Genomic DNA, 20,420 nt, shown 5'->3' with positions numbered 1-20,420 from the left:
AAGAATCCCGGAGTGAGCCGATGATCCCTGGCGAGATCCTGTTCGCGGACGAGCCCGTTGTGTACAACGAGGGCCGCGAGGTCACCAGTCTGACCGTCCTCAACGCCGCCGACCGGCCCGTCCAGGTCGGCTCCCACTACCACTTCGCCGAGGCCAACCCCGGTCTGGACTTCGACCGCGCCGCCGCCCGCGGCAAGCGGCTCAACATTGCCGCCGGTACGGCCGTACGGTTCGAGCCCGGCATCCCCGTCGACGTCGAACTCGTCCCCCTCACCGGCGCCCGTGTCGTGCCCGGGCTGCGCGGGGAGACCGGAGGTGCCCTCGATGCCTGAGATCTCGCGTGCCGCGTACGCCGACCTGTTCGGCCCGACCACCGGCGACCGGATCCGGCTGGCCGACACCGATCTGCTGATCGAGATCGAGGAGGACCGCAGTGGCGGGCCCGGACTCGCCGGTGACGAGGCGGTGTTCGGCGGTGGCAAGGTCATCCGCGAGTCCATGGGCCAGTCGCGTGCTACGCGCGCAGACGGCACCCCGGACACGGTCATCACGGGTGCCGTGGTGGTCGACCACTGGGGGATCGTCAAGGCCGACATCGGCATCCGCGACGGCCGGATCACCGGCATCGGCAAGGCAGGCAACCCCGACACCATGGACGGGGTGCACCCCGACCTCGTCATCGGCCCCGAGACCGAGGTCATCGCGGGCAACGGGCGGATCGTGACGGCCGGTGCCATCGACGCGCACGTCCACTTCATCTGCCCGCAGATCGCCGACGAGGCGCTGTCCTCCGGCATCACCACGCTGATCGGCGGCGGCACGGGCCCGGCCGAGGGCTCCAAGGCGACCACGGTCACCCCCGGCCCCTGGCATCTGGCCCGGATGCTGGAGGCGATGGAGGCCTACCCCGTCAACTTCGGTCTGCTGGGCAAGGGCAACACCGTCTCCCACGAGGCGATGCTGTCGCAGATCCGTGGTGGAGCGCTGGGTCTGAAGCTGCATGAGGACTGGGGGTCCACTCCGGCCGTCATCGACGCCTCGCTGACGGTGGCGGATCAGACGGGTATCCAGGTCGCCATCCACACGGACACCTTGAACGAGGCCGGGTTCGTGGGCGACACCCTCGCCGCGATCGCCGGACGCGGCATCCACGCGTACCACACCGAGGGCGCGGGCGGCGGGCACGCGCCCGACATCATGACCGTGGTCTCCGAGCCGCATGTGCTGCCGAGCTCGACGAATCCGACGCGGCCGTTCACGGTGAACACCGCCGAGGAACACCTCGACATGCTGATGGTGTGCCACCACCTGAACGCGGCCGTGCCGGAGGACCTGGCCTTCGCCGAGTCCCGGATCCGGCCGTCCACGATCGGCGCCGAGGACATCCTGCACGACCTGGGCGCCATCTCGATCATCTCCTCGGACTCCCAGGCCATGGGCCGGGTCGGCGAGGTCATCATGCGGACCTGGCAGACGGCGCACGTGATGAAGCGGCGACGGGGTGTCCTGCCGGGTGACGGGCGCGCGGACAATCGTCGAGTACGTCGCTATGTCGCCAAGTACACGATCAACCCGGCGCTCGCGCAGGGCCTGGCGGGCGAGATCGGTTCCGTCGAGACCGGCAAGCTCGCCGACCTCGTGCTGTGGGAGCCCGCGTTCTTCGGCGTCAAGCCGCAGCTCGTCATCAAGGGCGGGCAGATCGCGTACGCGCAGATGGGTGACGCGAACGCCTCCATTCCGACCCCGCAGCCGATCCTTCCGAGGCCGATGTTCGGTGCGATCGGGCGGGCGCCGGCGTCCAACTCGGTCAACTTCGTCGCGCCGTTGGCGATCGAGGACGGGCTGCCGGACCGGCTCCAGCTCGGGAAGACGTTCGTCGCCATCGCGTCGACGCGTGCCGTGACCAAGGCCGACATGCGGGAGAACGACGCACGGCCGCGGGTGCAGGTCGACCCCGACAGCTTCGCCGTGCACATCGACGGGGAGCTGGTCGAGGCGACCGCCGCCGCCGAACTGCCCATGGCCCAGCGTTACTTCCTCTTCTGAGGCCGGGTCCGATGTCCAGGGCAGCGCTACTCGTTCTGGCCGACGGCCGTTTTCCCGCCGGGGGGCATGCGCACTCCGGTGGGGCCGAGGCCGCGGTCAAGGCCGGGCGGGTCACCGGGGCGGCGAGTCTGGAGGCCTTCTGCCGGGGGCGGTTGCATACGGCGGGGCTGGTGTCGGGGGCGCTGGCGGCTGCTGCCGCGGTGGGGGTCGATCCGGTGTCGCTGGATGCGGCGGCGGATGCGCGTACACCGTCCGAGGCGTTGCGTGTTGCCGCGCGGAAGCTGGGGCGGCAGTTGATGCGGGCCGCTCGGGCGACGTGGCCGTCTTCTGAACTCGACGCGCTGGCACGGGAGTTCCCCAAGGGGGCGCATCAGCCGGTGGTTCTGGGGCTTGCGGCGCGGGCTGCCGGGTTGGGGGCTGTGGATGCGGCGTACTGCTCGGTGTACGAGTGTGTGAGCGGGGCTGCTTCGGCGACGGTGCGGTTGTTGAGTCTTGATCCGTTCGATGCGACGGGGGTTCTGGCGCGGTTGGCGCCTGAGATGGACCTGGTTGCGGATCGGGCGGTGGAGGCGGCTCGGCGAGTGGTCGACGAGGGGGTCGGGGTGTTGCCCGCGGGTTCGGCTCCGTTGCTGGAGATCGGGGCGGAGGTGCATGCGGCTTGGGCTGTACGGCTGTTTGCGTCCTGAGTTTCTTTCGCCCCCGCCGCCCCTACCCGTCCCATCCCTGGGGGCTGCGCCCCCAGGCCCCGTATCGGCCTGAACGGCCTCGTCCTCAAACGCCGGACGGGCTGGTTAGTCATTGGAGCCGCCTCTATGCATCTTGACCACTCTCACGAGGGCGTTTCCGCCCTGAGCGCCGACGCCCACCGCCCCGACGGCTCCCGTCGTGCCCTCCGTATCGGACTCGGCGGACCCGTCGGATCCGGGAAGACCGCCACCGTCGCCGCGCTCTGTCGTGCCCTGCGTGACGAACTGTCCCTTGCCGTGGTCACCAACGACATCTACACGCGCGAGGACGCTGAGTTCCTGCTCAAGGAGGCAGTGTTGCCGCCGGAGCGGATCACCGCTGTGGAGACGGGGGCCTGTCCGCACACCGCGATCCGGGACGACATTTCCGCGAATCTGGAAGCCGTCGAGGATCTGGAGGACGAGGTCGGGCCGCTCGATCTGATCCTCGTCGAATCCGGTGGGGACAACCTCACCGCCACCTTCTCCAAGGGGCTCGTCGACGCGCAGATCTTCGTGATCGATGTCGCCGGAGGGGACGACATTCCGAGGAAGGGGGGACCCGGCGTCACCACCGCCGATCTGCTGGTCGTGAACAAGACCGACCTGGCACCGTACGTCGGCTCTGACCTGGCGCGGATGGCGGCCGATGCCAAGGCGCAGCGGGCCGAACTGCCCGTCGTGTTCCAGTCGTTGAGGAGCGAGGCCGGCGTGGCGGACGTCGCCGGGTGGGTGCGGGCGCAGCTGGTTTCGTGGAGGGCGTGACCGTGACCGGTGTGCGGGCCACCGCGAGGATCGGCGCCCGGGAGGACGGACGCGGCGGTACGGCTCTGCCGGTGCTGGAGGGCGAGGGGCCGATCGCCCTGCGGCGTACGCGGGGGAGTGGCCCCCAGGCGCATGTCATGCTCGTCGGCGCGATGAGCGGGCCGCTCGGCGGGGACCACTTCACGGTGGTCGCGGACGTGGCCGAAGGGGCCCGGTTGAGGGTCGGGTCGGCCGCGGCGACCATCGCGCTGCCCGGGCAGACGAAGGGCGAGGCGCGCTACGACGTGCGGCTCTCCGTCGCCGACGGAGGTGAACTGCGCTGGCTGCCCGAGCAGTTGATCTCAGCGGGCGGCAGCGATCTGTATGTCGGCACACAGGTCGACCTCGGTGCGAGCGCCCGGCTCGTGCTGCGCGAAGAACAGGTACTCGGTCGCGTCGGTGAGGAACCCGGAAGGCTCACCAGCCGTCTCACTGTGCGGATCGCGGGACGGACCGTCCTCGACCAGGAGCTGGCGTGCGGGCCCGGGGCGCCGGGCGGCTGGGACGGGCCCGCCGTCCTCGGAGGGCATCGGGCCGTGGGACAACTGGTCGTCGTACGACCGGAGTTCGCGGCCGAGCCCGCGGTGGCTCGGGTCGTCGGGGACACGGCTGCCGTGACGCCGCTCGCCGGGCCCGCCGCGCTGGTCACGGCCGTCGCGCCGGACGCGCTGCGGCTGCGCCGGGTGCTGGACGAGGCGCTGGTGGTTCTCGGAGAGGGTTCCGGCCAGCGAACGGCGTAATCCGCTTATCGGATTGGCAAAGAACGCCCGTCAACCCTGTTCTCAGGGATCACACAGCCGAGAGGATCCCCGTACTCATCACCACGACGTACGGGGAGGTCCCACTTGAGGGATATGAGACCAAAAAGCCGGGTTGCGGCGCTCGGTTCGGCCGGAGTGCTGGTCACGGCGACCCTGATAGCGGGTGCTGTAGCGGCGCCCACCGCCGGCGCGACCAGCCGGTACGGGCAGGACCGCGAGGACCATGGCGTGTCGGTGGCCGCCGCACGCGCCGCGAAGGCCGGGATCGACTGGCAGGACTGCCCGGCTGACTGGGGACTGGAGAAGCCCATCCAGTGCGGCTGGGTCACCGTCCCGCTCGACTACGCCAAGCCGTTCGGCAAGCAGATCAAGCTCGCCGTCGACCGCATCGGCAACACGGGCACCAAGGCGGAGCGCCAGGGTGCGCTCCTCTACAACCCCGGCGGCCCCGGCGGTTCCGGCCTGCGCTTCCCGCGCCGGGTCACCACCAAGAGCCCGCTGTGGGTCAACACCTCCAAGGCGTACGACTTCGTGGGCTTCGACCCGCGCGGCGTCGGCAAGTCGGCGCCCATCTCCTGCGCCGACCCGCAGGAGTTCGTGAAGGCGCCCAAGCTGGACCCGGTGCCGGACTCCGAGGCCGACAAGCTCGCCCAGCGCAAGCTGGCCCGCGAGTACGCCGAGGGCTGCTACGAGCGCAGCGGCGAGATGCTGCCGCACATGACCACGCCGAACACCGCACGCGACCTGGACGTGATCCGGGCCGCGCTCGGCGAGAAGAAGCTCAACTTCCTCGGCGTCTCCTACGGCACCTACCTCGGCGCGGTCTACGGCACCATGTTCCCGGGCCATGTCCGCCGGATGGTCGTCGACAGCGTCGTCAACCCGTCGCGGGAGAAGATCTGGTACGAGTCCAACCTCGACCAGGACGTCGCCTTCGAGACGCGCTGGCAGGACTGGCAGGACTGGGTCGCCGCGAACGACGCCACCTTCCACCTCGGCACCACCCGCGAAGCCGTCCAGGCGAAGTGGCTCGAACTGCGTGCCACGGCCAAGAAGAACCCCATCGGCGGGGTCGTCGGACCGGCCGAGCTGATCGGCTTCTTCCAGGGCGCTCCGTACTACGACTCCTCGTGGGTGCCGGTCGCCACGGTGTTCAGCAAGTACTTCGCGGGCGACACCCAGGCGCTCGTCGACGCGGCCGCACCCGACCTGTCGGACACCGCGGGCAATGCCGCCTCGGAGAACGGCAACGCCGTCTACACGGCCGTCGAGTGCACCGACGCCAAGTGGCCCACCAGCTGGAAGAAGTGGGACCGCGACAACGCTCGGCTGCACGCGAACCACCCGTTCCTGACCTGGTCCAACGCGTGGATGAACCTGCCGTGCGCCACCTGGCCGGTCAAGCAGCAGACCCCGGTGAACGTGAAGACCGGCAAGGGTCTGCCGGGCGTGCTGATCGTGCAGTCCACGCGTGACGCGGCCACCCCGTACGGGGGAGCCGTCGAACTGCACAAGCGCTTCAAGGGCTCCCGCCTGATCACCGAGAAGGACGCGGGCTCCCACGGCGTGACCAGCCTGGTCAACCCGTGCATCAACGAGCGGGTGGACACCTACCTGCTCACCGGCAAGCTGGACGGCGCCGACGTGACCTGCGCACCGCACGCCACGCCCAAGCCGTAAAAAGTCGTACGAGATGAGGGGCGGCCGGAGTCTCCGGCCGTCCCTTGTTCACGCGCCCAGCCAGGCGTCCTCCGCCGCGTAGTCGAACAGTTCGGGGTAGACCTGCGCGAGGAGCGGGAACGCCTCCTGCCAGTCCTCCTCGGACACCCGGCGGGTGAGCCAGTCGACCGTCTCCGGCAGGCTCCCGGCGTACGACACCACCGGGCGGTAGCCCAACTCCCGTTCCGCCGCCGACATGTCGCACACCACCGGCAGCGGCACCGACCAGGGGGAGCGGCCCACGGACGGTGAGGGTTCCGGCCCGTCCAGCAGGACCGTCTCGGTTTCGACCCCCATGACCGCGTCGACCGCATCGCCGATCTCCGCCACCGTCGGCGGCTCGGGATCGCAGGCGTTGAGGGCGCGGGAGCCAGGCCGGGCCGCCGCCAGCCGCACCAGCTCCGCGATGTTGCGCGCGGCCGACGGATGAAACAGGCTCTTGCCGCCGTGCGCGACCACACGCCTGCGTCGGCCGTCGAGGTTCCGCTTCACGAAGTACAGCTCGCGCGGCAGCGGGCTGCGCGGCCCGTGGATCGCGCCCGCGCGCAGCAGAGTCGTCGGCAACTGGTCTCCGGCAGCAAGGAGTTCACGCTCCAGCGCGGCCTTGCGGGTGCTGTACGAGGCGTCGCCGGGCCGGATCGTGCGCTGCTCCTCCGTGAGCGGCACCGGATATTCGGGGAAGCCGTCGGGCTCGTCCTGTGTGTCGAAGTTCCGGCCCTTGTCGTCCTCGTACACCGACAGGCTGGAGATCACCACGGCCGAGCCGACGCGACCGGCGAGCGAGGTCAACTGCCGTGCGTGCTCGGTCCCGTAGGCGACCATGTCCACCAGCACGTCACAGCCGTCGCCGACCACGGCGGCCAGGGCCGCGTCGTCCGCCCGGTCGGCCCGCGCGACGCGCACCCCCTCGGGCCAGCCCTCGTCCCGCCCGCCGCTCCGCGAGACGGCGGTCACCTCCCAGCCGTCCCGGGCCAGCGCGCCCACCGCGGGCCGTCCGATCTGTCCTGTCGCTCCGAGCACCACAGCACGTCTCATACGGCGACCGTACGGGCGACGAGATCCGCTTCGGAAAAGCTTATGCCGACAGCAGAGTTCAGCCCAGCGGCAGCCGCGGGAACCGGCGCTCCTTCGCCGCGCCCGCCGCGGCCTGCTCGGCCTTGACGACGGCCGCGTACTGGTCGACGTACTCCTGCTCCGAGAGCTTGAGGATCGCGTACATGATCTCGTCGGTGATGGCGCGCAGGATCGCCTTCTCGTTCTCCATGCCGGCGTAGCGGGAGAAGTCGAGGGGCTTGCCGAAGCGGATCACGACCGGGTGGATCTTCGGGATCTTCCGGCCCGGCGGCTGGGCCTCGAAGGTGCCGATCATCGCGCAGGGGATGACGGGTACCTGGGCCTTGAGCGCCATCACCGCCACGCCGACCTTGCCCTTGTAGAGGCGGCCGTCGTGCGAGCGGGTGCCCTCGGGGTAGATGCCGAGCAGTTCGTCCTTGCTCAGCACGCCGAGCCCCTCGCGGATCGCGGCCTGGCCCGCCTCCTTGCCGGAGCGGTCGACCGGGATCTGCCCGGCACTGCGGAAGAAGGTCGCGATCAGACGGCCCTTGAGACCGGGGCCGGTGAAGTACTCGGCCTTCGCCAGGAAGGTGATGCGCCGCTTGAGGATCGCGGGCATCAGGAAGTGGTCCGAGAAGGACAGATGGTTGCCGGCGACGATGGCGGGGCCGGTCGCGGGAATGTGCTCGAGTCCCTCGATCCGGGGGCGGAAGACCAGTCTCAGCAACGGACCCAGCAACACGTACTTGAGCACGTAGTAGAACAAGGGGTGGCTCCTCACTCCGGTGGTTCGGCTCAACCGCCGTGTTCTAGCAGGTCAACCGGCACGTCGTGGGCTGTCAGTGTAGAGGCAGGCGGCACCGGCCGGAACCGTCCGGCCCCTTCTGCGGCTCTGGAACAACTAGGGACGTACCAGCATCCGGACGATGCCCGCGAGCCGAAGAGGATGTAATGCTCCGCATTCATTTCACCCCCCATGACCTGCAGAATATTCGAATTCTGCGCAGACCGGATCCGCTGTGGGAGCTGATCTGCAGTGTGTGTCGCCTGAAAACAGGTCAGGGGCCGCTGGAATTCGGCCACTGGCGTCGCTCGGTGCACGCCAGAATGGAGGTGGACCGGGTTCTGGGGGCGGCGCTGCAGCCGTTACGGACGCTGGTCCCCAGCGTCGGATACATTCCCGATTTCCTCACACCCCCGGCCACCGGAGGGGAGCTGTCCGACGCACTCGACCTGGTGCGTGGCACCCCGCGTCGGCGGATCGTACGTGAGCTGACCCGGCTCGGCGAGAGCCGGGTCCTGCCGAACTGGACCGTGGAGCTGGGCAGGCCGGGGGACGAGGGGCTGGCCGCGCTGACCCACGCACTGGATGCGTACTTCGGCGCCGTGCTCCAGCCGCACTGGTTCCACATCCGAGCGGTCGTCGGCAATGACATCGACCTGCGCACCCGCACCCTCCTGGACGGGGGCACCCAGGCACTGCTCAACGGCCTGTATCCACTGGCCCGTTGGAACGCCCCCGTCCTGGAGGTCGACTACCCCGTACGGCGCGACCTCCGCCTCGAAGGCCGCGGTCTGCTCCTCGTCCCATCCTTCTTCTGCTGGCGCCGGCCCACCGCCCTGGCCGATCCCGCTCTGCCTCCGGTGCTCGTCTACCCCGTTGCGAAGGCCCCGTTGGACGTCGCCCGGGCCACCGGGGAGGGTGTCGTGCGCCTGCTCGGCCGCACTCGGGCCGCCATCCTGGCCGATGTCGCCCGGCGGGACGGCCGTACCAGCTCCGAGGTCGCCGAAGCGATCGGTATCGCGCCGGCCAGCGTGAGTTACCAGATCGGCGTCCTGCGGGCCGGCGGGCTGGTGGACAGCCAACGCGCCGGCAAATACGTCCTCCACGCGGCAACCGCATTGGGCTTACGGTTACTCGACGCGCGATGACGCGGCGGTGCGACATTTCGAACCACATGGAAGTGTTTGAGCTTCGCGTCCGCCGATGCGAATGTGACGGCTGTCCTTGCGATTGACTGTTTGAGCCCTGTGCGCTGCGCCGGGCCGAACCAGGGGGAACAACGCATGAGATACGCCGCAGGACCAGGGAGAAATCACGCGCCACGCCGCCGGGCGATATGGACGGCCGTCCTCGCACTGCTGGCCGGACTGTTCTCGACGGCTCAACTCGCCGGCGCCGACCGCGCGTCCGCGCTGCCGCCGCCGCCCCAACCGGCAATGAACTGCGACAAGCCGTGGGTGATCATCAATGCCTACGGCACGGCCGAGTCCGTGAAGCCGGGTCTGCCCTACGGATCCATCGGAGTGAACGACACCTACGTCAGGGCGGTGAACGCGGCGCTCAACGAGCAGGGAGTGCCGGACAGCGACATCACCGCGCGCAATCTGCCCTATCCCGCGTCGGCGATCGACTGGGACCTGCCGTGGCCGCCCTTCCTGGGCGACAACCCGGGGCCCGACGACTACTGGGACTCGATGTGGAAGGGCCGCGACGAACTGGTCCGTGAGATCGAGTTCTACTCCGACTGCCCGAGCCGCCCGACGCTGGTGCTGATCGGGTACTCGCAGGGTGGTCAGGTGGTCAAGAACGCCCTCGCCAACCCGGCCGTCGCCGGGGACCAGCGCCGCTCGGACTCGGTGGGTGCGGCCATCACCATCGGAGACGCGGCCCGGCACAACGGCCAGACCTCCATGGCGCAGAGCGGGAACATGCTCACCCTCGACGCCAACTACCGGCCGGTCACGACCACCATCGACCGTGGCGGACTGATGCAGCGGGTGTCGGTGCCGTCGGTGTTCGCCGGGCTCTTCGGCGACGGGCGGTACTTCGACGTCTGCCGCGTCGACGACCTCGTGTGCAACAAGCCGGGACGTCCGGGCACGGGCAACTGGCTGGCCGAGTTCGGCCTGAGCATCGACGACGGCACGACCAACCCGCCGCACCTCGCCTACCGGGACAACGCCCGCCCCAACGGGAACCCCAGGATCGTGTGGCAGAACGAGCAGGGGAAACGCGTCGCGGGCGAGATCGCCGAACGTGCCGTGGCCGCCGCGGTCGCCCAGCGGAACATCGTCCACCCGCCGCCCGAGCCGGAAGTGCCGCCCGGCACCACCCCGGTCGAGATGTGGGCGACCGATGTCAACGTGCGCACGGCCCCGACGACCGACGCCGGGATCACCCACCGGTTCCCCGGTCCCACCACCGTCTACGCCCAGTGCCAGAAGCATGCCGAGTCGGTGACGGACGGCGGTGTCACCAACGACGTCTGGTCGTATCTGCCCGTCCAGCACGGCTGGATCAGCAACGTCTATCTGCGTGGCCCCGCATGGATTCCGGGCGTGCCGGAGTGCGCGGGTTCCACCCCGCCGCCCGAGCAGGGGCTCTACCACTGCGACATCGGCGGTGACCCCGAGAGCTGGTGCGCCCGGGTGACCGGCATCGACCCGGGATCGTTCCTCGGCATGTACAACGAACCGAACTACGATCACGGGCGCAGCTCGTCCTACCGGGGCCACAACGGCGACGAGTTGATCGTGCACTGCTGGACCACGGGCGCGGTCGACGCCGACGGGACCGGCAACCGGTACTGGTTCTTCGCCGACACCGGCGGAGCCCTGCCGGGCGGTTACGTCAACGACCACTACCTGACGACGGGCAAGTTCGCGGACTGGAGCCAGGTCATCCCGCCCTGCTGAAACCGGAGCGGATCGTCGTACGGCTCCGAGCCATCACAGCCGTACGACGATCAGCGCCGTGTCGTCGGTGGCACCTCCCGGCGGCAGCAGTTCCAGCAGGACGGCGTCGGCGAGGGTCTCGGGGTCGGCCCCCAGATGGCGGCCGAGTGATTCGGCGAGGCGGGTCAGGCCGGTGTCGATGTCCTCGCGGCGGCGTTCGATCAGGCCGTCCGTGTACAGCACGAGCGTCGCGCCCTCGGTGAAGGTGGTGCAGGCCTCTGGTCTGGGGATCGGGCTAGGGCGGGCGTCCAGCGGGGGATCGGTGGCCCGGTCGAGGAACTCCACGCGGCCGTCGGGGTGCAGCAGCGCGGGCGGGAGGTGCCCGGCGCTGCTGTAGGTGATGGTGTGGGCGTCGAAGTCGATGAACGTGGTGACCGCGGTGGCCGATTCGGCGCCGTCGACCACATGGGCGTAGCGGCCCAGGACGTCCAGGGCCTGCGCGGGTCCGTCGGCGACGCGCGAGGTGGCGGTGAGTGCGCTGCGCAGTTGGCCCATGACACCGGCGGCCCCCAGGCCGTGGCCGACCACGTCGCCCACGGAGACGCCGATGCGGTTGCCGCCCACCAGGTCGACCAGGTCGTACCAGTCCCCGCACACGTTCAGGGCGCCGGCGGCCGGCCGGTAGCGGACCGCGGCGCGCTGGTCGCCGACCTGGCGGCGGGCCGGGAGCATCGCCTCCTGGAGGGCGAGCGCGACCTCGCGCTCGCGGGCGTGGGCCCGGCGCAGCCGGTCGTTGAGTTCCTGCAGTTCACGGGCGCGCGTGTACAGCTCGGCCTCCAGCACCCGGGCGCGGCCCCCGCTGGGGCCGCCGCGAGCCCGGATGAGCTCGGTGACCTCCTCGACCCGGTGCACCACCAGCACCACTTTGCCGTCCGGTCCGAACACCGGCGCGTTCACCGGGCTCCAGTAGCGCTCCTCCCACTGCCCGGGGCGCTCGGGGGATTCGACGTCGTACCGCTGCAGTGCCATGGCGTCGCGCTCGCCCGTGGCCACCACCCGACGCATGGAGGTCTGCACATTGTGCATGCCCTTCGACGCCGGGTTGTCGGGGTTCTCGGGGAAGACGTCGAAGATGTAGCGCCCCACCACCTGCTCGCGTTTGCGCCCGGAGATGCGCAGGAAGTCCTCGTTGACGTCCGCGTACACCAGCTCGGGGGTGAGCAGCGCGATCATTCCGGGCAGGCCCTTGAAGACCGCCTCGTAGTCGATCGCCGCGTCCTTCATGGCTGCCGCCTCACCGCCGGTTCACCCCAGTTTCGCACGATATAAACCAGGGTTCGTGGCTCATTGCGGATCCGTCAGGGACTGCTCGGCCCAGATGATCTTCCCCTCGGGCACGAACCGGGTGCCCCAGTGCTGGGTGAACTGGGAGACCAGCAGCAGCCCGCGCCCGCCTTCGTCCGTCGTGCGGGGATGACGCAGATGGGGCGCGGTGGCGCCGCCGTCGAAGACCTCGCAGACCAGGGCGCGCTCCCTGATCAGCCGCAGCCGCACGGGTCCGGCGGAGTGCCGGATGGCGTTGGTGACCAGCTCGCTGACGACCAGTTCCGTGGTGAAGGCCAGCTCCTCCAGGCCCCAGTCCGTCAGCTGCCGGGCCGCGGCCTTGCGGGCTTCGGCGACGATCGCCGGATCCATGGGCAGGTCCCAGTCCGCGACCTGGTCGGCGCCCAGCAGCCGGGTACGGGCCATCAGCAGGGCCACGTCGTCGTGCGGGCGTTCCGGGGACAGCGCGTCGACCACGGTCCGGCAGCGCAGGTCGAGTGAGGACGCGCGCTCCTCCAGCGCCCGGCGCAGCCGGTCCCGGCTCGCGTCCGCGGCCCAGTCGTCCCCGCGCGCCAGCAGTCCGTCGGTGTGCAGCGCGAGCGTGCTGCCCTCGGCCAGCGCCAGCTCGACCGCCTCGAAGGGCGGTCCGCCCGCACCGAGCGGCGGCCCCTGCGGAAGGTCGACGAACGTCACGGAGCCGTCGGGCAGGATCACGGCGGGCGCGGGATGCCCGGCCGCGGCCATGGCGCACTGCCCGTCCACGGGGTCGTACACCACGTACACGCACCCGGAGCCCACGGTGCTCGCCTCTCCGGAGTCCGGCGCGACGCCTTCCTCGCGCGCCGACCGGGCGGCCAGGTCGTCGAGGTGGGCCAGCACCTCCGCGGGCGGCAGATCCAGCGCGGCGAGCGTCCGTACGGCGGTCCGCAGCCGTCCCATGGCGGCGGCCGCGTCGATGCCGTGCCCGGGCACCTCGCCCACCACGAGGGCGACACGGGCACCGGAGAGCGGGACGACGTCGTACCAGTCGCCGCCGAGGCCGGTCAGCTCGTCGGCCGGGCGGTAGCAGGCGGCCACCTCCACCGCGTCCTGCTCGGGCAGCCGGTGCGGAAGCAGACTGCGCTGCAGCACCAGCGCCGCGTCGCGCTCGCGGGTGTAGCGCCGGGCGTTGTCCACACAGACGGCCGCCCGCGAGACGAGATCCTCGGCCAGGGCGAGGTCGTCCTCGTCGAACGGCTCCTGGCGGTGGCGCCGGAAGAACGTGGTGACGCCCAGGGTGGTGCCCCGCGCCCGGATCGGCACGATCACGACGCTGTGCAGCCCCAGCTCCAGAAAGGTCGCCTCCCGGCCGCCCGGGATGTCCGTGGCCCACTCCCGGGCGAGCGGGTCGAGCCGCTCCTCGCGCCAGGACAGGCCGGTGCTGAGCGAACGGACCGGGGGCGACCCGGCGACGTAGGCGGCCACGGAGCCGACAGGAACGACCGCCTCGGGGACGTTCTTGTGCACCGACTGCTGACCGGCCCGGCACAGCGGCACATGGTCCAGGTCGCCGATCGGCCCCGGCGTCAGCTCCGCTCCCCGCAGCACCGGTTCCAGCAGGTCCACGGTGACGAAGTCCGCGAAGTCCGGGACGGCCACGTCCGCCAGCTCCTGCGCGGTCCGCATGATGTCCAGGCTGCGGCCGATGTGCTCGCCGGCCCGGTCCAGCAGCGCCAGCCGCTGCCGGGCACGGTGCCGCTCGGTGATGTCGACGACGGTGTAGTACACGCCCATCGGACGGCCCCGGTCGTCGTGCAGCCGGGTGAACGACAGGACGTGTGCCGTCTCGCGGTGCGGCGCGGACTGCACCTGGCCCACGTGCTCGTATCCGACCACCGGCTCACCGGTCTCCAGCACGTGCCGCATCTGCGCCTCTATGCCGTCGGCGTCCAGGCCCGGCTGGATGTCCGCGAGACGCAGTCCGAGCCGGTGTACGGGCGGTCCGCCGCCGTACTGCTCCAGGGCCGCGTTGGACCACACGAAGCGCAGGTTGGTGTCGACGATGGCGATGCCGACCGGCGACCGGTCGGCGATCTGCTCCAGCACCGAGCGGCTCATGTCCCAGCCGGGCGCCCCGGCCAGCTCCGAGAGCAGCACCAGCCACCGCGTGCGGCTCCCGGGCTCCTCCGCGCCGGTGATCCGCACCATGAGCCTGACCTGCTGTCCGCCGCCGCGCCGGACCGTCAGCAGCCCCGCCCAGCCGCCGTCCCTGCGGCACCGCTCGGCGATGCCCGGCATCCGCTCCGCGTCCTCGGCGGACAGCAGGTCGGCCACGCTCGTCCCGATCACCTCGGAGGCCGCGTGGCCCAGCAGCCGCCTGGCCTCGTCGGTCCAGCCGGTCACCACGCCCTGTGCGTCGAGCAGCAGGGGCGCGGCATCGGCCACGTCGAACCGTGGCCGGGCAAGGTCGTGCTCCTCAAATGTGCCCACGGCCGACCTCTCTGTCGCTGAGAGTGGTCTACCACCTCTTGTCCCCATCTTCACCCTTCGGGACGGACCGGGGCATGGGAGGTGCGGTGACCGGGTGGCAGGGCGCGTACGGACCGGTGCCGCGCGCCCTGCCACCCCCGATCAGGCCCTCAGTACCTTCTCCAGCGCCACCAGAGCCTGGGTGAGTTCCTCGGCGGTGATGGTGAGGGGCGGGGCGAGGCGGATCGTCGAGCCATGGGTGTCCTTGACCAGGATGCCCTCCCGCATGAGGCGTTCGCTGACCTCGCGCCCGCTGCCGAGGGCCGGGTCGACATCGACGCCCGCCCACAGCCCGCGCGAGCGGAAACCGACGACGCCCTTGCCGACCAGCGCGGACAGCCCGTCCCGCAGCACCGTGCCCAGTTCGGCCGCCCGCTGCTGGAACTCACCCGTCTCCAGCAGCTCGACGACCGCCGTGCCCACCGCCGCCGCCAGGGGGTTGCCGCCGAACGTCGACCCGTGCTCGCCGGGCCGCAGCACACCCAGCACCTCCCGGCGCGCGACCACCGCCGACACCGGCACGATGCCGCCGCCGAGCGCCTTGCCGAGCAGCAGTACGTCGGGGAGCACCGACTCGTGCTCGACGGCGAGCGTCCGGCCCGTGCGGCCCAGTCCCGACTGGATCTCGTCCGCGATGAACAGGCAGCCCTTGCGGCGGGTCAGCTCGCGGACGCCGGCCAGATAGCCGGCGTCCGGGATGATCACCCCGGCCTCCCCCTGGATCGGCTCGATCAGCACCGCCGCCGTCGTCTCGTCGACCGCCGCCTCCAGCGCGGCCAGGTCGTTGTACGGCACGATCCGGAAGCCCGGCGTGAAGGGGCCGAAGCCGGTGCGGGCGGTCTCGTCGGTGGAGAAGCTGACGATGGTCGTCGTACGGCCGTGGAAGTTCTCCGCCGCGACCACGATCGTCGCCCGGTCGGCGGGGACGCCCTTCACGTCGTACGCCCATTTGCGGGCCACCTTGATGCCGCTCTCCACGGCCTCGGCGCCCGTGTTCATCGGCAGCACCATGTCCAGGCCGGTGAGTGCGGCGAGCCGTTCGGCGAACTCGGCGAGCTTGTCGTTGTGGAAGGCGCGCGAGGTCAGCGTCAGCCGGTCGAGCTGGGCGTGGGCGGCCTCGATCAGGGCGGGGTGGCGGTGGCCGAAGTTGAGGGCCGAGTAGCCGGCCAGCATGTCGAGGTAGCGGCGGCCCTCGACGTCCTCCACCCAGGTGCCCTCGGCGCGGGCGACCACCACGGGCAGGGGGTGGTAGTTGTGCGCGAGGACCGGCTCTTCGGCGCGGATCAGGTCGGCGGAGGAACGGGTGCGGGCAGGCGCTGTCATGGGCGGACCTCCTGGGTGCAGCACTTGATGCCACCGCCGGCCTTCTGGAACTCGGAGAGGTCGACGGGGACGGGAACATAGCCGTGGTCGTCCAGCCGGGCGGCGAGGGACTCGGCCTGGGGCGCGATGAAGACATGGCGTCCGTCGGACACGGAGTTCAGCCCGAACGCCATCGCGTCGTCGCGGGTCGCGAGCACGGCGTCCGGGTACAGCCGGGCGAGGACCTCGCGGCTGCCCGGCGAGAACGCCTCCGGGTAGTACACGACGGTGTCCTCGTCGAGGACGAACAGCGCCGTGTCCAGGTGGTAGAAGTACGGGTCGACCAGCGTCAGGCTGATCACCGGGTGCCCGAAGAACTCCTGCACCTCGCGATGCGCCTCCCGCGTCGTCCGGAACCCGGTGCCGGCCAGGACGTACCGGCCCGTCCAGACCAGGTCCCCCTCGCCCTCGCAGACCGACTCCGGGCGGTGGACGGCGAAGCCCGCCGCCTTGAACCACATGTCGTAGTGCGTGGACTCGGGGCGCCGCTGCGGTGCGTGGAAGAGCGAGCCGAAGACGCGGCCGTCCACGACGACCGCCGAGTTCGCGGCGAACACCATGTCCGGGAGACCGGGGACCGGCTCCACGGTGTCGACGGTGTGCCCGTGGGCCCGGTAGGTGCTGATCAGGGACTGCCACTGCTCCTGGGCCAGATCGACGTCGACGCGGACGTCGGGATGCATCCAGGGGTTGATCGCGTACTGCACGGCGAAATGTCTGGGTTCACAGACGAGGAAGCGCCGCCGGCGCGGCACACGGCTTTCGGACACAGAGGGGTTCCTCCGCTTCCTGGGGTGTCGACTGGGGTTGACTCCACGGTAGGAAGTGACCGATACGCCCGACAAGCAACAAGGCTTGCGTGTCTGCGCAGGAATGCTGCGTTTTTGCGATGCTGAGCGCACGTCTCATGCGCCCTCGGGTGCGGGCTGGCTTGCGCCCGCCTCCGGACTCTCCGGGATCAGATGGGACAGCACCATCACGCTGATCGTCTTCCGGATGAACGGCTCCGCACGGATCCGCTCCAGCACCTCCTCGAAGTGCTCCACGTCCCGCGCCCGCACATGCAGCAGCGCGTCCGCGCCGCCGGTCACCGTCATCGCCGCCGTGATCTCCGGATGGTTGCGCACCACCTCCGCAAGCCGCCGCGGCGGCGCCGCCCCCTCGCAGTACACCTCCACATACGCCTCCGTGCGCCAGCCCAGCGCCGCCGGCTGCACCGTCGCCGTGAACCCGGTGATCACCCCCGTCTCCCGCAGCCGGTCCACCCGCCGCTTGACGGCCGTGGCGGACAGTCCGACAGCCGTCCCGATCTCGGCGAAACTGGTTCTCGCGTTGGCCATCAGCGCGGTGATGATCTTCCGGTCGAGGTCGTCGAAGGAATCGGCCCTGCTGTTCATGGCCGCACTGTATCCAGCGGAAACGTCCCCCCGAGCACGTGCGCAAGCGTACGAATTGCTCCTAGACTCCGGGTTCATGCTGCGCGCCCTCGCCGTCGACGACGAACGACCCTCGCTGGAGGAGTTGCTCTACCTCCTGAACGCGGATCCCCGGATCGGCACCGCCGAGGGCGCGAGCGACGCCACCGAGGCGCTGCGCCGCATCAACCGGGCCCTGGAATCGGGCCCGCACGGCCCCGAGGCCATCGACGTCGTCTTCCTCGACATCAACATGCCCGGCCTCGACGGACTCGACCTGGCCCGGCTGCTCACCGGCTTCGCCAAGCCGCCGCTCGTCGTGTTCGTCACCGCCCACGAGGACTTCGCCGTGCAGGCCTTCGACCTCAAGGCCGTCGACTACGTGCTCAAGCCCGTCCGCAAGGAACGGCTGGCCGAGGCGGTCCGCCGCGCCGCCGAGCTGCGGGACAGCGCCCCGCACATACCCGTGCACGAACCCGACCCCGACCACATACCCGTCGAGCTCGGCGGCGTGACCCGATTCGTCGCCGTCGAGGACATCACCCACGTCGAGGCCCAGGGCGACTACGCCCGGCTGCACACCGACAAGGGCAGTCACCTCGTACGCATCCCGCTGTCCACCCTGGAGGAGCGCTGGCGCTCCCGCGGCTTTGTCCGCATCCACCGCCGCCATCTCGTCGCCCTGCGCCACATCGGCGAACTCCGGCTGGACGCCGGCACCGTGAGCGTCGTGGTCGGCTCCGAGGAACTCCAGGTCAGCCGGCGCCACACCCGCGAGCTGCGGGACCTGCTGATGAGGAGGCCCTGACGGTGCCCCAGAACCCCGCCGACCGCCGCGTCGTCGTCACCGGTCCGCCCCGCCGGGCCCGCCGCGTCTCCGGCTACTACCGCCCCCGCACCGAGATCGACGAGCAGACCACCCTCGGCCACACCTACGTCCGCTCCCTGATGCGCACCCAGCTGCGCGCCGCCCTCGCCGTGTTCGCCGTCCTCGGCCTGCTCGTCGGCCCGCTGCCCCTGCTCTTCGCGACCATGCCGCACGCCCACGGCGTGGAATGGGCCGTCCTCGGCTTCGGCATCTACGCCCCCCTCGTCCTGCTCGCCCGCTGGTACGTGCGGCGTGCCGAACGCAACGAGCGGGACTTCGTACGCCTCGTCGAAGACCGCTGAAACCGCGGACCGATGAACTCCAGCTACGCCGTCCCCGCCGTCGCCCTCGTCGTCCTCGCGACGGTCCTCGTCGGCGCGTTCGGCCTGCGCATCTCCCGCACCACCTCCGACTTCTACGTCGCCTCCCGCACCGTCGGCCCCCGCCTCAACGCGGCCGCCATCAGCGGCGAGTACCTCTCCGCCGCCTCCTTCCTGGGCATCGCGGGCCTGGTCCTGGTCCAGGGCCCCGACATGCTCTGGTACCCCGTCGGCTACACGGCGGGCTATCTGGTGCTGCTGATCTTCGTCGCCGCCCCGCTGCGCCGCTCCGGCGCCTACACGCTGCCCGACTTCGCCGAGGCCCGCCTCGCCTCCCAGGCGGTACGGCGGCTCGCGGGCGCCTTCGTCGTCGGCGTCGGCTGGCTCTACCTGCTGCCGCAGCTCCAGGGGGCCGGGCTGACGTTGACCGTCCTCACCGGCGCACCGGACTACCTCGGCGGGCTGATCGTCGCGGTCGTCGTGGTCGCCACGGTCGCCGCCGGCGGCATGCGCAGCATCACCTTCGTGCAGGCCTTCCAGTACTGGCTCAAGCTCACCGCCCTGCTGGTCCCCGCGCTCTTCCTGGTCCTCGCCTGGCAGGGCGACGGATCACCGACCCGCGCGTTCGAGGAACCGGCCACCTTTCGCGAGCAGCGCGTGGTCCGCGTCGACGACAGCCTCGACATGAAGCTGGACACGCCGCTGACGGTCACGGTGAGCGGCACCGTCGACGGCCGCGCCCACGAGGACACCGCACTGCGGCTCCCCGCCGGCACCCACCACATCGACGCCGGCACCCGGCTGACCTTCGACAAGGGCGCCCCCGTCCCCGAGGCCGACCGCGTCGGCGACGGCAGCCTGTCACCCTCGCAGGCCGAGAGCCGCGGCGAACGCCCGCTGTACGCGACGTACGGACTGATCCTCGCCACTTTCCTCGGCACCATGGGCCTGCCGCACGTCGTCGTCCGCTTCTACACCAGCCCGCACGGCGTCGCCGCCCGCCGCACCACCGTCGCCGTCCTGGGCCTGATCGGCGCGTTCTACCTGCTGCCTCCGGTCTACGGCGCCCTGGGCCGCCTGTACGCCCCCGAACTCACCCTCACCGGCGACGCGGACGCCGCCGTACTGCTCCTGCCCGACCGCATGATCGGCGGCCTCGGCGGCGACCTGCTCGGCGCGCTGGTCGCCGGGGGAGCCTTCGCCGCGTTCCTGTCGACGGCGTCGGGACTGACGATGGCCGTGGCGGGCGTGCTCACCCAGGACGTGCTCCCGTCGCGCGGCGTACGGCACTTCAGGCTCGGTACGGTCCTCGCGATGGCCGTACCCGTGGCCGCCAGCGTCCTGGTGGGCGGCCTGCCGGTCGCCGACGCCGTCGGGCTGGCCTTCGCCGTGTCCGCGTCGTCGTTCTGCCCGCTGCTCGTGCTCGGGATCTGGTGGCGGCGGCTCACCCCGCCCGGTGCCGCCGCCGGGATGCTGGTGGGCGGCGGCTCCGCACTCGTCGCCGTCGCCGCGACCATGGCGGGCTTCCCGGGCAGCGGCGCCTTCCACGCCCTGCTCGCCTGGCCCGCCATCTGGTCGGTTCCGCTGGGCTTCCTCACCATGGCGCTGGTGTCCCTGGCCACGGCGAGTCGCGTACCGGCGGGGACGGCGGCGATCCTGGCCCGGTTTCATCTGCCGGAGGAGCTGCGCACGGAGGTGAAGGCATGAGCGGTTCGGCAGTGCCCCGAAGGGGCGCGGGACTGCATCAAATATGCGGCTACCGCCGCGATGGGGGTCCCCCCGGGTTCGAGCGAAGCCGAGAACTTGGGGGAGCGACCAGCCACGACGGCGCCGCGGCC

18 protein-coding genes are annotated in these 20,420 nt (G+C 70.9%); 11 read left to right on the top strand and 7 right to left on the bottom strand.

Annotation, left to right across the window (positions count from 1 at the left end; translation table 11 throughout):
* The first annotated feature begins 20 nt into the window (after window positions 1-20).
* The 6 genes from QQY66_RS06170 to QQY66_RS06145 all read left to right on the top strand — a co-directional run bounded on the left by QQY66_RS06170 (window position 21) and on the right by QQY66_RS06145 (window position 6,016).
* Complete coding sequence (locus QQY66_RS06170) at window positions 21-332, top strand: urease subunit beta (RefSeq protein WP_210571111.1); 312 nt, start codon at window positions 21-23, stop codon at window positions 330-332.
* Entirely contained in the window at window positions 325-2,046 is a 1,722-nt protein-coding gene (locus tag QQY66_RS06165) for an urease subunit alpha (protein WP_301978061.1), read from the top strand. Before QQY66_RS06170 ends, QQY66_RS06165 begins: the two co-directional genes overlap by 8 nt.
* Before the next feature lie 11 nt (window positions 2,047-2,057).
* Window positions 2,058-2,732, top strand: coding sequence for an urease accessory protein UreF (locus QQY66_RS06160; protein ID WP_301978060.1), 675 nt, complete (start codon window positions 2,058-2,060; stop codon window positions 2,730-2,732).
* 126 nt (window positions 2,733-2,858) lie between these two features.
* On the top strand, window positions 2,859-3,536 hold the full coding sequence (gene ureG / locus QQY66_RS06155) for an urease accessory protein UreG (protein WP_301978059.1): 678 nt from the start codon (window positions 2,859-2,861) through the stop codon (window positions 3,534-3,536).
* Window positions 3,524-4,315, top strand: a complete 792-nt coding sequence (locus QQY66_RS06150; RefSeq protein ID WP_301978058.1) for an urease accessory protein UreD — start codon at window positions 3,524-3,526, stop codon at window positions 4,313-4,315. Before ureG ends, QQY66_RS06150 begins: the two co-directional genes overlap by 13 nt.
* 105 nt (window positions 4,316-4,420) lie before the next feature.
* A complete protein-coding gene (locus QQY66_RS06145) occupies window positions 4,421-6,016 on the top strand; it encodes an alpha/beta hydrolase (RefSeq protein ID WP_301978057.1) in 1,596 nt (531 codons plus the stop codon).
* A gap of 48 nt (window positions 6,017-6,064) precedes the next feature.
* On the opposite strand, the gene QQY66_RS06140 is transcribed toward QQY66_RS06145, so the two are convergent.
* Window positions 6,065-7,090, bottom strand: a complete 1,026-nt coding sequence (locus QQY66_RS06140; protein WP_301978056.1) for an NAD(P)-dependent oxidoreductase — start codon at window positions 7,088-7,090, stop codon at window positions 6,065-6,067.
* A gap of 58 nt (window positions 7,091-7,148) precedes the next feature.
* A complete protein-coding gene (locus tag QQY66_RS06135) occupies window positions 7,149-7,874 on the bottom strand; it encodes a 1-acyl-sn-glycerol-3-phosphate acyltransferase (RefSeq protein ID WP_301978055.1) in 726 nt (241 codons plus the stop codon).
* Between the two features lie 329 nt (window positions 7,875-8,203).
* On the opposite strand from QQY66_RS06135, the gene QQY66_RS06130 reads away from it, so the two are divergent.
* Entirely contained in the window at window positions 8,204-9,040 is an 837-nt protein-coding gene (locus QQY66_RS06130) for a helix-turn-helix domain-containing protein (protein WP_301978054.1), read from the top strand.
* A gap of 135 nt (window positions 9,041-9,175) precedes the next feature.
* Window positions 9,176-10,807, top strand: a complete 1,632-nt coding sequence (locus QQY66_RS06125; RefSeq protein WP_301978053.1) for a cutinase family protein — start codon at window positions 9,176-9,178, stop codon at window positions 10,805-10,807.
* 33 nt (window positions 10,808-10,840) lie between these two features.
* On the opposite strand, the gene QQY66_RS06120 is transcribed toward QQY66_RS06125, so the two are convergent.
* From QQY66_RS06120 to QQY66_RS06100, 5 genes are all read right to left on the bottom strand, one after another.
* Window positions 10,841-12,070, bottom strand: coding sequence for a SpoIIE family protein phosphatase (locus tag QQY66_RS06120; RefSeq protein ID WP_301978052.1), 1,230 nt, complete (start codon window positions 12,068-12,070; stop codon window positions 10,841-10,843).
* Between the two features lie 60 nt (window positions 12,071-12,130).
* Window positions 12,131-14,578: a SpoIIE family protein phosphatase gene (locus tag QQY66_RS06115; RefSeq protein ID WP_301978051.1), complete on the bottom strand. Its 2,448-nt coding sequence runs from the start codon at window positions 14,576-14,578 to the stop codon at window positions 12,131-12,133.
* Between the two features lie 141 nt (window positions 14,579-14,719).
* Window positions 14,720-15,940 (bottom strand): ornithine--oxo-acid transaminase, encoded by a 1,221-nt coding sequence (rocD, locus tag QQY66_RS06110; protein WP_301978050.1) that lies wholly within the window; start codon window positions 15,938-15,940, stop codon window positions 14,720-14,722.
* A complete protein-coding gene (gene ddaH, locus QQY66_RS06105; RefSeq protein WP_301978049.1) occupies window positions 15,937-16,749 on the bottom strand; it encodes a dimethylargininase in 813 nt (270 codons plus the stop codon). Before ddaH ends, rocD begins: the two co-directional genes overlap by 4 nt.
* Window positions 16,750-16,884: 135 nt before the next feature.
* Window positions 16,885-17,376, bottom strand: coding sequence for an Lrp/AsnC family transcriptional regulator (locus QQY66_RS06100; protein WP_301978048.1), 492 nt, complete (start codon window positions 17,374-17,376; stop codon window positions 16,885-16,887).
* A 76-nt stretch (window positions 17,377-17,452) separates the two neighbouring features.
* On the opposite strand from QQY66_RS06100, the gene QQY66_RS06095 reads away from it, so the two are divergent.
* Genes QQY66_RS06095 through QQY66_RS06085 form a run of 3 tightly spaced genes read left to right on the top strand, consistent with a single transcriptional unit; the run spans window position 17,453 to window position 20,289 of the window.
* Window positions 17,453-18,202, top strand: coding sequence for a LytTR family DNA-binding domain-containing protein (locus tag QQY66_RS06095; protein WP_301978047.1), 750 nt, complete (start codon window positions 17,453-17,455; stop codon window positions 18,200-18,202).
* Between the two features lie 2 nt (window positions 18,203-18,204).
* Entirely contained in the window at window positions 18,205-18,564 is a 360-nt protein-coding gene (locus tag QQY66_RS06090) for a hypothetical protein (RefSeq protein WP_301978046.1), read from the top strand.
* 12 nt (window positions 18,565-18,576) lie between these two features.
* Entirely contained in the window at window positions 18,577-20,289 is a 1,713-nt protein-coding gene (locus QQY66_RS06085; RefSeq protein ID WP_301978045.1) for a cation acetate symporter, read from the top strand.
* Window positions 20,290-20,420 lie beyond the last annotated feature (131 nt).

The organism is Streptomyces sp. DG2A-72, assembly GCF_030499575.1.
Taxonomy (GTDB): domain Bacteria; phylum Actinomycetota; class Actinomycetes; order Streptomycetales; family Streptomycetaceae; genus Streptomyces.
Note: the sequence above shows the minus strand (reverse complement) of the source record. Positions and strands in the feature narration are given on the sequence as shown.

What these genes read in the sequence shown, in the direction of transcription:
- QQY66_RS06170 (WP_210571111.1), top strand. Translation starts at nt 21, where the DNA reads ATGATCCCTGGCGAGATCCTGTTCGCGGACGAGCCCGTTGTGTACAAC.
- QQY66_RS06165 (WP_301978061.1), top strand. Translation starts at nt 325, where the DNA reads ATGCCTGAGATCTCGCGTGCCGCGTACGCCGACCTGTTCGGCCCGACC.
- QQY66_RS06160 (WP_301978060.1), top strand. Translation starts at nt 2,058, where the DNA reads ATGTCCAGGGCAGCGCTACTCGTTCTGGCCGACGGCCGTTTTCCCGCC.
- ureG (WP_301978059.1), top strand. Translation starts at nt 2,859, where the DNA reads ATGCATCTTGACCACTCTCACGAGGGCGTTTCCGCCCTGAGCGCCGAC.
- QQY66_RS06140 (WP_301978056.1), bottom strand. Translation starts at nt 7,090, where the DNA reads ATGAGACGTGCTGTGGTGCTCGGAGCGACAGGACAGATCGGACGGCCC.
- QQY66_RS06125 (WP_301978053.1), top strand. Translation starts at nt 9,176, where the DNA reads ATGAGATACGCCGCAGGACCAGGGAGAAATCACGCGCCACGCCGCCGG.
- QQY66_RS06120 (WP_301978052.1), bottom strand. Translation starts at nt 12,070, where the DNA reads ATGAAGGACGCGGCGATCGACTACGAGGCGGTCTTCAAGGGCCTGCCC.
- rocD (WP_301978050.1), bottom strand. Translation starts at nt 15,940, where the DNA reads ATGACAGCGCCTGCCCGCACCCGTTCCTCCGCCGACCTGATCCGCGCC.
- QQY66_RS06100 (WP_301978048.1), bottom strand. Translation starts at nt 17,376, where the DNA reads ATGAACAGCAGGGCCGATTCCTTCGACGACCTCGACCGGAAGATCATC.
- QQY66_RS06095 (WP_301978047.1), top strand. Translation starts at nt 17,453, where the DNA reads ATGCTGCGCGCCCTCGCCGTCGACGACGAACGACCCTCGCTGGAGGAG.
- QQY66_RS06085 (WP_301978045.1), top strand. Translation starts at nt 18,577, where the DNA reads ATGAACTCCAGCTACGCCGTCCCCGCCGTCGCCCTCGTCGTCCTCGCG.